Source organism: Micromonospora sp. CNZ280 (assembly GCF_011759515.1).
The window spans coordinates 3,056,063-3,070,058 of sequence record NZ_JAAOYP010000001.1; the positions used below are offsets into that span (position 1 = coordinate 3,056,063).

At 72.5% G+C, this 13,996-nt stretch carries 12 protein-coding genes; 7 read left to right on the forward strand and 5 right to left on the reverse strand.

All coding sequences use genetic code 11. The annotated features are described in order from the left end of the window. Window positions 1-41: 41 nt before the first annotated feature. Both FHX32_RS14665 and FHX32_RS14670 read right to left on the reverse strand, forming a co-directional pair. A complete protein-coding gene (locus tag FHX32_RS14665; protein WP_167181913.1) occupies window positions 42-1,151 on the reverse strand; it encodes a GNAT family N-acetyltransferase in 1,110 nt (369 codons plus the stop codon). After that, window positions 1,148-2,305, reverse strand: coding sequence for a GNAT family N-acetyltransferase (locus FHX32_RS14670; RefSeq protein ID WP_167181915.1), 1,158 nt, complete (start codon window positions 2,303-2,305; stop codon window positions 1,148-1,150). Before FHX32_RS14670 ends, FHX32_RS14665 begins: the two co-directional genes overlap by 4 nt. Window positions 2,306-2,473: 168 nt before the next feature. Here FHX32_RS14670 and secA point away from each other — a divergent pair, with 168 nt between their 5' ends. Continuing rightward, window positions 2,474-5,395: a preprotein translocase subunit SecA gene (secA, locus tag FHX32_RS14675; RefSeq protein WP_167181917.1), complete on the forward strand. Its 2,922-nt coding sequence runs from the start codon at window positions 2,474-2,476 to the stop codon at window positions 5,393-5,395. 223 nt (window positions 5,396-5,618) lie between these two features. On the opposite strand, the gene FHX32_RS14680 is transcribed toward secA, so the two are convergent. Both FHX32_RS14680 and FHX32_RS14685 read right to left on the reverse strand, forming a co-directional pair. Further along, complete coding sequence (locus FHX32_RS14680; protein WP_167181919.1) at window positions 5,619-6,221, reverse strand: Rv3235 family protein; 603 nt, start codon at window positions 6,219-6,221, stop codon at window positions 5,619-5,621. A 104-nt stretch (window positions 6,222-6,325) separates the two neighbouring features. Further along, entirely contained in the window at window positions 6,326-6,553 is a 228-nt protein-coding gene (locus tag FHX32_RS14685; protein WP_167181921.1) for a helix-turn-helix domain-containing protein, read from the reverse strand. Between the two features lie 215 nt (window positions 6,554-6,768). Here FHX32_RS14685 and FHX32_RS14690 point away from each other — a divergent pair, with 215 nt between their 5' ends. Then, window positions 6,769-7,278 carry a DUF6912 family protein gene (locus FHX32_RS14690; protein WP_167181923.1) on the forward strand — a complete coding sequence of 170 codons (510 nt, stop codon included), beginning with the start codon at window positions 6,769-6,771 and terminating at the stop codon, window positions 7,276-7,278. Between the two features lie 12 nt (window positions 7,279-7,290). On the opposite strand, the gene FHX32_RS14695 is transcribed toward FHX32_RS14690, so the two are convergent. Beyond that, window positions 7,291-8,412, reverse strand: coding sequence for a hypothetical protein (locus FHX32_RS14695; protein ID WP_167181925.1), 1,122 nt, complete (start codon window positions 8,410-8,412; stop codon window positions 7,291-7,293). Between the two features lie 341 nt (window positions 8,413-8,753). Here FHX32_RS14695 and pruA point away from each other — a divergent pair, with 341 nt between their 5' ends. From pruA to ftsE, 5 genes are all read left to right on the forward strand, one after another. Next, complete coding sequence (gene pruA / locus FHX32_RS14700; protein ID WP_167181927.1) at window positions 8,754-10,382, forward strand: L-glutamate gamma-semialdehyde dehydrogenase; 1,629 nt, start codon at window positions 8,754-8,756, stop codon at window positions 10,380-10,382. Window positions 10,383-10,491: 109 nt separating this feature from the next. Continuing rightward, window positions 10,492-11,295, forward strand: a complete 804-nt coding sequence (locus tag FHX32_RS14705) for a tryptophan 2,3-dioxygenase family protein (RefSeq protein ID WP_167181929.1) — start codon at window positions 10,492-10,494, stop codon at window positions 11,293-11,295. Window positions 11,296-11,414: 119 nt separating this feature from the next. Continuing rightward, window positions 11,415-11,930, forward strand: a complete 516-nt coding sequence (locus FHX32_RS14710) for a helix-turn-helix transcriptional regulator (RefSeq protein ID WP_167181932.1) — start codon at window positions 11,415-11,417, stop codon at window positions 11,928-11,930. A gap of 76 nt (window positions 11,931-12,006) precedes the next feature. Then, complete coding sequence (gene prfB, locus FHX32_RS14715; protein WP_167181934.1) at window positions 12,007-13,128, forward strand: peptide chain release factor 2; 1,122 nt, start codon at window positions 12,007-12,009, stop codon at window positions 13,126-13,128. 118 nt (window positions 13,129-13,246) lie between these two features. Continuing rightward, a complete protein-coding gene (gene ftsE, locus FHX32_RS14720; protein WP_007455859.1) occupies window positions 13,247-13,927 on the forward strand; it encodes a cell division ATP-binding protein FtsE in 681 nt (226 codons plus the stop codon). Window positions 13,928-13,996 lie beyond the last annotated feature (69 nt).

The following is a 13,996-nucleotide window of genomic DNA, read 5'->3' on the forward strand; positions in this document are numbered from 1 at the left end:
CGTCGTGGTGGCGGCACCGGCCGCCACCACGACCGCCCGGGTCAGCGGAGTTCGTCCGGCAGCAGGCCGAAGACCAGGTCGTCGATCCGCGTCCCGGCCAGCCCGGGCAGCCGGCCGCGCAGCAGCCCCTCGCGGCGGAAGCCGACCTTCTCCAGCACCCGGTGCGACGCGATGTTGTCCGGTATGGTGCCGGCGGTCAGCCGGGCGATCCCGACCGGCCCGAACGCCCAGCCGGCGAGCAGCCGGACCGCCCGGGTGGCGAGACCGCGGCCCCGCGCCGCCGGCAGCAGCGCGTAGCCGAGGCTCGCCTCGCCCGCCGGCAGGTCGGTGTACGACAGCCCGCAACTGCCGAGCGGCTCGCCGGTGGCCGCGTCGACGATCAGCAGCCGCGCGATGACGCCGGTCAGCCAGCCGCTCTCCGCCAGTCGGCAGCGCCGCTCGATCGCGTCCCGGGCGGGCGGCACCGGTGGCGCCTGGTTCGCCACCACCTCGGGCAGCGTGTGCAGCCGGAACATCAGGTCCGCGTCGTCCGGGGCGAGCCGGCGCAGGGTCACCACGCCGTCGGTGAGCCGGCCGTCGGGCAGGTCGGGCAGCGGGCGCGGGGCCGGTCCGGGCGGGTCGCCGGCGAGGCGTACCCAGGCGAGCAGGTCGTGCCGGCCGCCGTCGCGGTTCGAGCTGGCGTCGCGGCGTACGCCCTCGTAGCGGAAGCCGGCGGCGAGCGCGACCCGCTGGCTGGCGGTGTTGTCCTCGTGGGTGAACAGTTCCAGCCGGGCGGTCCCGGTGGCGAACGCGTGCTCGGCCAGCGCCCGGGTCGCCGCGGTGGCCACGCCCCGTCCGCGCGCCCACGGCGCCACCCAGTAACCGATCTCGGCCTGGCGCCGGTAGGGCACCGGGTGACTCAGCCCGACCGCGCCGAGCAGCCGGTCGGTGTCCGGGTCCGCCACCACGTAGGCGGCCCCACCGCTGGCCCAGGCCGCGGGCGCCCCCTCGGTGACCCACCAGCGGGCGTCTGCCTCGGTGTACGGCGACGGCAGGCCGGAGATGAAGCGCTGGGTCACCGGGTCGGCGCAGCCGGCAGCCGTGTCGGCGACGTCGTCCGCGCGGTTCTCCCGCAGCCGCACCCCGTACGCCTCGATGACCTTCGGCGTCACGCCAGGTCCTCGGCGAGCAGCGCGGCGACCCAGGCGTCCAGCCGTTCACCGCGGTGGTTGACCCCGCCGCGGGCGGTGCCCTCGAACGTGAAGCCGGCCTTCTCGGCGACCCGGCGGGACGCGATGTTGCCCACGTTGGCCCGCCACTCGATCCGGGCCAGGCCGAGCGTGGCGAAGCCCCAGGCGCAGAGCGCGGCGAGCGCGGCCGGCTGGTAGCCCCGGCCCCGGGCGTGCGGGGCGGTCATGAAGCCGACGTCGGCCACCAGCGGGTCGGCCGGGGAGATCCGCAGGTCGATCGAGCCGGCGTACCGGTCGTCCGCGTCGGCGATCGCGTACGTCGCCCCGGTGGCACCCGCCCAGGCCGCCTCGGCGACGTCCCGGCGGAACCCCTCGGCGTGGTCGCGCTGGTACGGGTGGGGCACCGTGGTCCAGCGGACCGTCTCCGGGTCCTGGCAGGTGGCCACGATGGCGTCCAGGTCGCGTTCCTCCACCGGGCGCAGCCGCAGCTCGGTGGCGCCGGCGGTGGCGAACAGGACCGGCTGCGGGCGGCCGAAGACCGCGGCCCGCCGGGCCTCCAGGGTGCCCGGGCCGGCCGGGCCGGCGCTGCCGGCGGCCGGCACCTCGCCGGGCAGCAGCGAGCCGATCCAGCCCTGGTTGCCGCCCTCCGGCGCCGGGTCGGCCAGCCGCAGCCGCCCCTCGATCCGGAACCCGGTGCGCAGCGCCACCAGCCGGGACGCGTGGTTGCCGACCTCGGCCTGCCAGATCAGCCGGCGCAGCTTGAGGCTGTCGAAGGCCCAGCGGGCGACCGCCCGGGCGGCCCGTACGGTGACCCCGCGCCCGCGGGCCCAGGGGGCGACCCAGTAGCCGATCTCGCCGGAGCCCAGGACGGGGTCGATGGAGACCAGCCCGCACGAGCCGAGCAGCTCACCGGTGGCCGCGTCGCAGACCGCGAACGGCGCGCCGCGGCCGGCCGCCCAGTCGCCCGGCGCCACCTCGGTGACGAACCTGCTGGCGTGTTCCGGCCGGTACGGGCGCGGTACGGTGGTCCAGCGCTGGATGTCCGGATCCTGGCACGCCCGGTGCACGGCGTCGGCGTCGGTGGTCTGCCACGGGCGCAGCAACAGGCCGTCCTCGGTGATCTCCACTGGTTCCACCGGGCCATCGTGCCGGATCGTTCGCCGACGGCGTAACGGATAATCACGGCGCCGGCGGATCGGCTGCGAGGTATGTCGTTTTCGTCGGACCGGACCGCCGCCACCAGTGACCATCGCCCCGATGGAGCGCCTACGATGGTTCGAGACTGTCTAGGGGAGCGTTGATCCGTGTCGATTCTGGAAAAGGTCCTCCGCGCTGGCGAGGGCCGTATGGTGCGCCGGCTCAAGGCCATCGCCGCCGCCGTCAACTCGATCGAGGACGACTACGTCAACCTCACCGACGAGGAACTGCGCGACATGACCGCGCAGTTCAAGGAGCGGCTGGCCGACGGCGAGACCCTCGACGACCTGCTGCCCGAGGCCTTCGCGGTGTGCCGCGAGGCGGCCGCCCGGGTGCTCGGCCAGCGCCCGTACGACGTCCAGGTGATGGGCGGCGCGGCGCTGCACTTCGGCAACATCGCCGAGATGAAGACCGGTGAGGGCAAGACCCTGACCTCGGTCATGCCGGTCTACCTGAACGCGCTCTCCGGCAATGGCGTGCACGTGGTCACGGTCAACGACTACCTGGCCCAGCGCGACGCCGCCTGGATGGGCCGGGTGCACGAGTTCCTCGGTCTCACCGTCGGCGTGGTGCTGCCCAACCGGCCGGCCAGCGAGCACCGGGCCGCGTACGAGTGCGACATCACCTACGGCACGAACAACGAGTTCGGCTTCGACTACCTGCGCGACAACATGGCCTGGTCGCGGGAGGAACTGGTCCAGCGCGGGCACAACTTCGCCGTGGTCGACGAGGTCGACTCGATCCTGATCGACGAGGCCCGGACCCCGCTGATCATCTCCGGCCCCGCCGAGCACTCCGCCCGCTGGTACGGGGAGTTCGCCGCGGTGGTGGCCCGGCTCCAGCCCGGCAAGGACGGCGAGGGCGACTACGAGGTCGACTACGCCAAGCGGACCATCGCGGTCACCGAGCGCGGCGTGGCCAAGGTCGAGGACCGGCTCGGCATCGACAACCTGTACGAGTCGGTGAACACCCCGCTGGTCGGCTACCTGAACAACGCGATCAAGGCCAAGGAGCTCTACAAGCGCGACAAGGACTACATCGTCAGCGACGGCGAGGTCCTGATCGTCGACGAGTTCACCGGCCGCATCCTGCACGGCCGTCGCTACAACGAGGGCATGCACCAGGCGATCGAGGCCAAGGAGGGGGTGGAGATCAAGCAGGAGAACCAGACCCTGGCGACCATCACCCTCCAGAACTACTTCCGCCTCTACGAGAAGCTCTCCGGCATGACCGGTACCGCCCAGACCGAGGCGGGCGAGTTCAACAAGGTCTACAAGGTCGGCGTGGTGACCATCCCGACCCACCGGCCGATGATCCGGCAGGACCGCCCGGACGTCATCTACAAGACCGAGAAGGCCAAGTTCAACGCCGTGGTGGAGGACATCGCCGAGCGGCACGAGGCCGGGCAGCCGGTGCTGGTGGGCACCGTCTCGGTGGAGAACTCCGAGATCCTCTCCCAGCTGCTGCGCCGCCGCGGCATCCCGCACTCGGTGCTGAACGCCAAGTTCCACGCCCGGGAGGCCGAGATCGTCGCCCAGGCCGGGCGCAAGGGCGCGGTCACCGTGGCCACCAACATGGCCGGCCGGGGCACCGACATCCTGCTCGGCGGCAACCCCGAGTTCCTCGCCGCGAGCGAGCTGCGCCAGCGCGGCCTCGACCCGGTCGAGAACGAGGAGGAGTACGCCAAGGCGATGGAGGAGGTCCTGCCCAAGTGGAAGCAGGCCTGCGACGCCGAGGCGGAGGAGGTGGCCGCCGCCGGTGGCCTCTACGTGCTGGGCACCGAGCGGCACGAGTCCCGGCGGATCGACAACCAGCTGCGCGGCCGTTCCGGCCGGCAGGGTGACCCGGGCGAGTCCCGGTTCTACCTGTCGCTGCAGGACGAGCTGATGAAGCGGTTCCGCTCCGGCGCGGTGGAGGCGGTCATGGACCGCTTCAACATCCCGGAGGACGTGCCGATCGAGTCGAAGATGGTCACCCGGCAGATCAAGAGCGCGCAGGCCCAGATCGAGGGCCAGAACGCCGAGATCCGCAAGAACGTCCTGAAGTACGACGAGGTGCTGAACAAGCAGCGCCAGGTGATCTACGCCGAGCGCCTCCGGGTGCTCAACGGCGAGGACCTCTCCGACCAGGTCCGCAACATGATCGACGACGTCGTCGAGGCGTACGTGCAGGGAGCCACCGCCGAGGGCTACGGCGAGGACTGGGACCTCGAGCAGCTCTGGTCCAGCCTCAAGCAGCTCTACCCAGTCGGCATCACGATCGAGGAGCTGGAGGAGGAGGCCGGCGGTTCGCGGGCCGGCATGGACGCCGACTTCCTGATGTCCCGCCTCAAGGAGGACGCGCACGCCGCGTACGACCGGCGGGAGGAGCAGCTCGGCGAGGAGGCGGTACGCCAGCTCGAGCGGATGGTGCTGCTCCAGGTCATCGACCGCAAGTGGCGTGAGCACCTCTACGAGATGGACTACCTGCAGGAGGGCATCAACCTGCGGGCGTACGCCCAGCGCGACCCGGTGATCGAGTATCAGCGCGAGGGCTTCGACATGTTCGCCAACATGATGGACGGCATCAAGGAGGAGACGGTCGGCTTCCTCTACAACCTGGAGGTCCAGGTCGCCGAGCCGGAGCCGGAGGCCGAAGAGGTCAAGCTGCTCGACAAGCCGGTGGAGATCCGTGCCAAGGGCTTGAACCGGGCGCCGCAGCAGCAGGGCCTGCAGTACTCCGCGCCGACCATCGACGGCGAGGCGGGCCGCGGCTCGGTGGCCGTCGAGCAGGCCGACGAGCAGGCCCCGGCGCTGGGCATCGGGCGCGGGGCGAAGGCCGCTCCGGCGGGGCCGGGCGGCACCGCGCCGAACGCCCCGCAGCGCCCGGCGAGCGGGCTGCGTGGCCCGGCCGTGGCGTCGAACGCGGCCCGGCGGGCGGCTCCCGGGCAGGCGGAGGCGAGCAACGGCCCGTCCCGCAACGCGCCCTGCCCGTGCGGTTCCGGCCGCAAGTACAAGCGCTGCCACGGCGCCCCCAACGGCGGCGCCTGATCCGACGCTGGCCCGACGGGCCCCGGCCGACCGGCCGGGGCCCGTCGGCGTTCCTGGGTCCACCCGCCGGGCCGGCCCGTGCGGAGAACTGGAGATCGCCACCGGGTGCGGCATGTCGCGGTCTCGCGTCGCAAGGAAGCCGCGGCATGCCGCATACGGAGTGGATCACAGGTCGATGTCGCGGCCTGGCTGGTCGCCGGCCTGGCCGTGGTAGGGGCCCGGGTCAGAGGACCTGGAGGGCGGTGCAGAGCCAGGTGCCCCGGCGGTGTTCCAGGCGCAGCGCCATCGCCCAGGTGTGGGCGCCGCCGCCGGCCAGCACCGCGGCGACCTCGACCGCGGCGGCCCGGGGTTCGCAGACCCGCAGCCGGCGCAGCCGCACTGCGGGCCGGGTGGACCGGCGGCGTACCGGGCCGGTCCGCGTGCCGGCCCGGGCCAGCTCGGGCAGTAGCTCGGCGGCCCGGCCCGGGTCGAGCAGCGGCCGGAGCTGACCGGGCGGGCGGTAGCCGTTGAGCACCTCGAGGCAGGTGCCGACGAAGCGGTGGGCGGCCCGGATCGCCTCCGGCGTGGCAGTCACCAGGGCACCGGGTGGCAGCGGGCCGGGGGCGCGCCGGCCCGGCCGGGCGGGAGTCGGCCCGGCCCGCAACCGCCGGTCCGGCGGACGGCCCGGCTGCCGGCGGGCCGCCTCGAACAGGTCGAGGGCGAGCTGGCCCTCGCCGGGCAGCGGCCAGTGGCCGCCGTCCTCGTCGGCGAAGGGCGGCTCGAAGGAGGGCGCGGGTCGCAGCCGCACGGGTGGCCGGGGCGGGCCGGGTCGGCGGGATTCGGTCATCGCGCTGCCCCCTGATTCTTGCGTTTGCCTACGTTTGCCTTCGAACAGGGTTCATTCTTGGGCATGGCAGAGCCTGCGGTCAATGGCTCAGGGCACCGGTCGGGTCACTCCGGGTCGCGGTCGGCGAGCGGGTTGCTGCGTACCCACTCGGCGGTCTCCGCGTACTTGCGCTTGATGTACTCCTCCAGTTGGGCGCGCTCCACGCGCCACTGGCCGCGCCCCCCGATCTTGATCGCGGGCAGTTCGCCGCTGCGCACCATGTGGTAGACCTGCGAATCCGACACGTTGAGCTCGGCGGCCACGTCGGAGAGGAGCAGGAACCTCGGCTCCACGGAAACTCCCGGGGTTGGGGACGTTTGGCTCAGTTTGCCATCACCCGCCGACGCCGCCCAGCGCCCGTCCGGCCGCCCGGGCGAGGTCCGGGCCGGGACACACCGGGGCGGAACTTCCACCGGCGAGGTGCGAGGTGTATGACGGTCACGGCGTACGGCATGATCGGCGCCCGGGCCGGCGCACGCCGGCGGCGGATTTCAGCAGGGAGACACCGGTGACCGACGACCTTGTCCGGGTGTACGTGCCGGCGACCGTCCCGATCCTGGACCGGCTGCGTGAGCAGGGGCTCAGCGCGGAGCGGGCCCACGCGGTGACCCCGGCCCTGCGGGAGTGGTACGCCGAGGGCGACGAGGAGGAGCTCGAGTACGTCGCCTTCACCCGGGCCGCCCAGGACGCGTTGCAGCTGCTGCGGGCCGACCCGGCCGCACCCCGCCGGCGGGTGGTGGTCTCGGCCGACCTGCCGGCCGCCGCGGTCGGGCGCGGCGACGGCGAGCTGGGTTCGAGCGCCGTGGAGCTGGCCCGGCCGGTGCCGATCGGCGCGGTCGCGGCGATCCACGTCGACGGTTCGGAGGCGGTCGAGGACGTGGCCGCCGCCGCGGAGGTGGTCGCCGAGGCGCTCGCCGGTGACCCGGACGCGCAGTTCACGGTCGACGGCGCCGAGGACCACGAGCTGGAGTGGTACGACGTCACCGAGCTCGACCTGCTGCTCCGTACCGCCAGCTGACGCCGGCCGGGGTCAGCGCCCGGTGTCCGACACCGGCTCCGGGTCGTCGCCGGCCGGGCCGAGCGTCCGGCCGAACGCGATCAGCGCGGTCAGCGCGCCCACGAAGAGCACCCAGATGGCGTTGTCCACCCGGGAGGTGCCGAGCGACGTCTGGGCCACCGCGTCCGCCTCGCTGAGCGCCGCGGCCAGGTCGAGCAGGGAGCGCCCGCCGACCCGGATGATCACCTCGGCGACCAGCAGCAGCAGTCCCGGGCCGGCCCCGGCCACCAGGTACGCCGGCCAGCGCAGCGCGGGGGCGTCCGGGTTCCGCCGGGTGGCCCGGCGGCGCGCCCAGGCCAGGTAGCCGAAGGCGAGCAGCCCGGCCACCACCCCGGCGAGCAGCGACTCCGTACGTGACACCCACTTGGCCGCGTTGACCAGCGACTCCTGGGTGTCGCCGGCGCCGAAGAGGTCGAAGAGCGGATCCCGGGCCCGGCTGAACGCCACCACGAAGACCAGCGTGCCGAGGGCGGCGGCCACCACGGCGCCGACGGTGGGTGCGCTGCGGGCGCCGGCGACGGCCCCGCCGATGATCGCCGCGGCGGCGCTGGTGCCGGCGATCACGTTGGTGGTCGCGTTGTCGGCGTAGGTCAGGTTGATCGCGAACGCGGCGGCGAGGCCGATGAGCAGGCCGGCGCCGATCGCCGCGAGGAAGCGCAGGGTGGCCCGCTCGCCGACCCGGTGGCCGAGCAGGTCGACCCCGGAGAGGGCGAAGGCGGCCCCGGCGACCAGCGCGGCGGAGATCACCCCGGGCAGCGCGAAGGCGGAGAGGCTGATCGCGGTGACCCCGGCCGCCGCCGAGTTGATCGCCTCGCGGGTCGACCAGAGCATGGCGGCCAGCCATCCCAGCGCCAGCAGCGCGAGCAGCGCCGCCCCCGGCGCGGGAGCCGTCCCGCCCCCGACGGGCTCGTCGTCCACGGCCCCGTCCCGGTCGACGTCGGGGTCGCCGGCCGCGGGCACCCGGTCCGCTTCCGCCGTCCGGTCGGCGGTCGTCGGCGGGGTCGCGGAGGTGCCGGGATCAGCAGCCGCGGTGGGGTCGCCGGCCACCGGCTGGTCCGACTCCGCGGCCGCGGAGCCGCCGGGCTGCTTGGTCATCGTCTCCCCTTCGAGGCGGGCCGGCATCCGGGCGGTCGGCCGGGCCGGGGCAGGCAGGTCACCGGCACCCAGCGTACGCGCCCACCCACCCCACCCACCCCGCCGCCGTCCCCGCGACCGCCACGGTGATCAAGGGGGTTGGTGGCCGGACGGGCTTGATCACCGGGTGGGGTGGGGCAGGGGCCCGGGGGAGGGTGGTGGGGAGGGGGTCGCGTGGGAAGATTGGGCTCGGTCCCGCCGCCGCGACCGGCTACCGTCGCGCGGCGTTCCGGCGCAGGTCACCCGGCCGCGCGCCCGCGGGTCCGGTTTCGCCACCGCTGTCGAGATCGCCAGGAGCCTTGATGGACGCCGTGTTCTCCGTACCCGAGCCCCGCAACGAGCCGGTACGCAACTACGAGCCGGGCAGCGCCGACCGGGAACGGCTCCAACGGCGGCTGACCGAGCTGGCCGCCGAGCGGATCGACCTGCCGATGACGATCGCCGGTGAGCAGCGGATGGCGGGCGGCGAGTCGATTGACGTGGTCCAGCCGCACAGGCACGCGCACGTGCTGGGCGTCACCGCGCACGCCACCCACGACGACGCGCGCGCGGCGGTCAAGGCCGCCAAGGACGCCGCCCCGATGTGGCGGGCGCTGCCGTTCGAGGAGCGGGCGGCGATCTTCCTGCGCGCCGCCGAACTGCTGGCCGGCCCCTGGCGGGACACGCTGAACGCGGCCACCATGCTCGGCCAGTCCAAGACCGCCATCCAGGCGGAGATCGACTCGGCCTGCGAGTTCATCGACTTCCTCCGGTTCAACGTGCACTTCGCGCGCCGGCTTCTCGCCGAGCAGCCGCTGTCCTCGCCGGGCACCTGGAACCGGTTCGACCACCGGCCGCTGGAGGGGTTCGTCTACGCGATCACCCCGTTCAACTTCACCGCGATCGCCGGCAACCTGCCGTCGGCCCCGGCCCTGCTCGGCAACACGGTGGTCTGGAAGCCGGGCCCGACCCAGCAGTTCGCCGCGCACTTCACCATGCGGCTGTTCGAGGCGGCCGGGCTGCCGCCCGGTGTGATCAACATGGTCACCGGGCGGGGCGAGGAGGTCTCCGACGTGGTGCTGGCCGACCCCGACCTGGCCGGCATCCACTTCACCGGCTCGACCAAGGTCTTCCAGCACCTGTGGAAGACGGTGGGCGACAACATCTCCCGTTACCGGGGCTACCCCCGGCTGGTCGGCGAGACCGGCGGCAAGGACTTCGTCGTCGCGCACTCCAGCGCCGACGTGGACGCCCTGCACACCGCCCTGATCCGGGGCGCCTACGAGTACCAGGGCCAGAAGTGCTCGGCGGCGTCGCGGGCGTACGTGCCGCGGTCGATCTGGGAGGGCGGGCTGCGGGACCGGCTGGCCGCCACCGCCGAGGCCCTCACCTACGGTGACGTCACCGACTTCAGCAACTTCGGTGGCGCGGTGATCGACGCCAAGGCCTTCGACCGGCACACCGCCGCGCTGGAGCTGATCAGCGGGGACGACACCTGCCGGATCGTCGCCGGTGGCACCGCCGACGACTCGGTCGGCTACTTCGTCCGGCCGACCCTGTTCGAGTGCACCGACCCGGCGCACGAGACCTTCACCACCGAGTACTTCGGCCCGATCCTCGGCGTGCACGTCTTCGACGACGCCCGGTTCGACGAGGTGGTCGCCCAGGCCGAGTCGATCGCCCCGTACGCGCTGACCGGCTCGATCTTCGCGACCGACCGCCAGGTGGTCGACGCGGTGGCGGAGAAGATGCGGTACGCGGCCGGCAACTTCTACATCAACGACAAGCCGACCGGGGCGGTGGTCGGGCAGCAGCCGTTCGGCGGTGCCCGGGCCAGCGGCACCAACGACAAGGCCGGCTCCTGGCACAACCTGGTGCGCTGGATGTCGCCGCGGACGATCAAGGAGACCTTCGTCCCGCCGACCGACCACACGTACCCGCACATGGGCTGAACCGGCGACGGCCCGCCGGCGGCGCGCGTTCCGCGCCGGCCGGCGGGTCCCCGCCGGAGCCGTCCCTCGACGGTCGGCGGGGGCCTGGGCGCGGCGGTAGCGTGGCGCGATGAGCCACCCCACCCCCGCGTACGACCCCCGGTTCGGTGAGCAGGGTGGCCTGCTCACCTACAGCGACTACCTGCGGCTGACCGACCTGCTCGCCGCCCAGGTGCCGGAGTCCGACCCGGCCTCCCACGACGAGCTGCTCTTCATCACCATCCACCAGGTCTACGAGCTCTGGTTCAAGCTGCTGCTGTCGGAGCTGACCGACGCCCGGGACCGGCTGCTGGCCGGCGAGACCTACCTGCCCCGGATCCGGCTGGAGCGCTGCCACGTGGTGGAGCGGGTGCTGATCGGCCAGGTCGACGTGATCGACACGATGACCCCGCAGGACTTCCTGGCCTTCCGCACCAAGCTCGCCCCGGCGTCCGGCTTCCAGTCGGTGCAGTTCCGGGAGATCGAGTTCCTCTCCGGCCTGAAGGACCCGGACTTCCTGCGCCGGTTCCGGGGGCTGGCCGCCCCGGAGCGGGAGCGGCTGGAGCGCCGGCTGGCCGAGCCGAGCCTGTGGGACGGTTTCCTGGCCGTGCTCGACCGGGCCGGCTTCGACGTGGGCACGGCGGAGGCCCGCTTCACCGCGTACGCCACGATCGCCGCGGACCGCGAGCGGTACGGACCGCTGTGGGACCTCGCCGAGGCGCTGGTCGCCCACGACCAGGCGTTCTCGCTGTGGCGCGCCCGGCACGTGCTGATGGCTGAGCGGCAGATCGGCACCAAACCGGGCACCGGCGGCTCGGCCGGCGGGGCGTACCTGCGCTCCCGGGTGGAGACCCGGTTCTACCCGGAGCTGTGGGAGTTGCGCAGCCGGTTGTAGAGACATCGACAACTCCGGCTCGGACTGTCTCGCGCCGACAGTGCACATAGGAACCCCTACCGGGTGGTGAAACTGTGAAATCCTGGACGGAGGGTCGGCAAAGTGGCAGCGTGAGGGGCATGGCGGAATCCGGAGTCAACCCCACGGCGGCAGCCCTGCTCGGGCTGCTCCACGAGGGCCCCATGACAGGTGGCCAGTTGATGGCCGCCGCCGAGCGCCGGCTGGCGCCGTACTGGTCGATGACCCGCAGTCAGGTCTACCGTGAGTTGCCGGTGCTGGCCGAGCGTGGGCTCGTCCGGATGGGCAAGCCGGGCCCGCGCATGAGCCAGCCGTACGCGATCACCGCGGCCGGAAAACGGACGTTCTCCCGCTGGCTGGCGGAGGATCCCGGGCGGGACACCATCCGCAACCCGATCGCGCTGCGCATCGCCTTCGGCGACCTGCACTCGCCCAGCCAGTTGAAGAACCTCCAGGCGGCGGCGAACGAGTACCACACCGAGGCCCTCGCCCGGGTCCGGGAGCAGGTCAAGAACGCCAAGAAGGAAGGCGAGACGTACGACGCCAGCGCGCTCGAGTTCGCCGTGGCGTACCACAAGGCCGCCCTGTCGTGGCTCAAGAGCGCCCCCGTCGGGTGACCCCCGCCCGACCCGCCCGCCCGGAACCGCGGGGCTCGCAAGCTCACTCCTCGCTCGCGCAGTACGCTTGTCTGTCGTGACCGCTGCCGATTACGCCGAACAGCTCAAGGAACTCGACGCCACCCTGCGCAACATCGAGTCGGTGCTCGACATCGACCGGCTCCGCGCGGACAAGGCCCGCCTGGAGCAGGAGGCGTCCGCGCCCGACCTCTGGGACGACCAGGCCCGGGCCCAGCAGGTCACCTCGCAGCTGTCGTACGTCAACGGCGAGATCGGCAAGCTCTTCAGCCTCCGCTCCCGGCTCGACGACGCCGGTGTGCTGCTGGAGCTGGCCGAGGCGGAGTCCGACCCGAGCGTGCTGACCGAGGTCGAGTCGGAGATCACCGGGCTGACCAAGGCCATCCAGGAGATGGAGGTCCGTACCCTGCTCTCCGGCGAGTACGACTCCCGGGAGGCGCTGGTCGCCATCCGGGCCGGCGCCGGTGGCGTGGACGCGGCGGACTTCGCCGAGATGCTGCTGCGGATGTACCTGCGCTGGGCCGAGCGGCACGGCTACCCGACCGAGGTCTACGAGACCTCGTACGCCGAGGAGGCGGGCCTGAAGTCGGCCACCTTCACGGTCAAGGTCCCGTACGCGTACGGCACGCTCAGCGTCGAGTCGGGCACCCACCGGCTGGTCCGGATCAGCCCGTTCGACAACCAGGGCCGCCGGCAGACCAGCTTCGCCGGCGTCGAGGTGCTGCCGGTGGTGGAGCAGACCGACCACATCGACATCCCCGAGAACGAGATGCGGATCGACGTCTACCGTTCCTCCGGCCCGGGCGGGCAGAGCGTGAACACCACCGACTCGGCCGTCCGGATCACCCACATCCCTACCGGCATCGTGGTCACCTGCCAGAACGAGAAGTCCCAGCTGCAGAACAAGGCCTCCGCGCTGCGGGTGCTCCAGGCCCGGCTGCTGGAGCGCAAGCGCCAGGAGGAGCAGGCCAAGCTGCAGGGCCTGAAGACGGACGCGGCCGGCTCGTGGGGCGACCAGATGCGCTCGTACGTCCTGCACCCGTATCAGATGGTGAAGGATCTCCGAACCGAGCAGGAGACCGGCAATCCGTCGTCGGTCTTCGACGGCGACCTGGACGACTTCATCGAAGCCGGTATCCGGTGGCGTAAGCAGCAGCAGCTCGCCGGCGACGGTGCGTGACCGGCCGCGGGCGGAGCGCTTCGTCGATCTTCCCGATACGCCCTAGATTGACGACTCGCCTCGCCAGGCCGGGGCGGGGGGCTTGGCTCTTCGGTTACACCGCGTAGACTCACCACCCGTGATTCAGCTTGAGCAAGTGACGAAGACGTACCCGAAGGCGTCCCGGCCTTCGCTCGACAACGTGTCCGTCTCGATCGAGAAGGGCGAGTTCGTCTTCTTCATCGGTCCATCCGGCTCCGGCAAGTCCACCATCATCAAGATGCTGCTGCACGAGGTCACCCCGAACAAGGGCCGGGTCATCGTGAACAGCAAGGACGTCACCTCGATGCGGTCCTGGAAGCGACCCCACTTCCGCCGGTCGATCGGCTGCGTCTTCCAGGACTTCCGGCTGCTGCCGAACCGCACCGCCTACGAGAACGTGGCGTTCGCTCTCGAGGTGATCGGCAAGACCAAGGCGGTCGCCCGCCGGGTCGTGCCGGAGGTGCTGGAGCTGGTCGGGCTCGGTGGCAAGGAGCACCGCTACCCGCACGAGCTCTCCGGTGGTGAGCAGCAGCGGGTGGCCGTCGCCCGGGCGTTCGTGAACCGCCCGCTGATCCTGCTCGCGGACGAGCCGACCGGAAACCTGGACCCGGACACCTCGATCGAGATCATGCGCCTGCTGGACCGGATCAACCGCACCGGCACGACCGTCGTGATGGTCACGCACGACTCCAACATCGTGAACCAGATGCGCCGCCGGGTCATCGAGATCGAGAGCGGCCGCATCGTCCGCGACCAGGCCCGCGGCGTCTACGGGTGAGCCGTCCGACCACCCTCAGCCGTACGACCTGACGACGAACACCTCACGCCGGAGAGCCGGAGGAATTCC

Excerpts from the sequence above, each read along its gene's own strand:
- FHX32_RS14680 (WP_167181919.1), bottom strand. The coding sequence starts at position 6,221 with ATGACCGAATCCCGCCGACCCGGCCCGCCCCGGCCACCCGTGCGGCTG.
- FHX32_RS14695 (WP_167181925.1), bottom strand. The coding sequence starts at position 8,412 with ATGACCAAGCAGCCCGGCGGCTCCGCGGCCGCGGAGTCGGACCAGCCG.
- FHX32_RS14705 (WP_167181929.1), top strand. The coding sequence starts at position 10,492 with ATGAGCCACCCCACCCCCGCGTACGACCCCCGGTTCGGTGAGCAGGGT.
- FHX32_RS14710 (WP_167181932.1), top strand. The coding sequence starts at position 11,415 with ATGGCGGAATCCGGAGTCAACCCCACGGCGGCAGCCCTGCTCGGGCTG.
- pruA (WP_167181927.1), top strand. The coding sequence starts at position 8,754 with ATGGACGCCGTGTTCTCCGTACCCGAGCCCCGCAACGAGCCGGTACGC.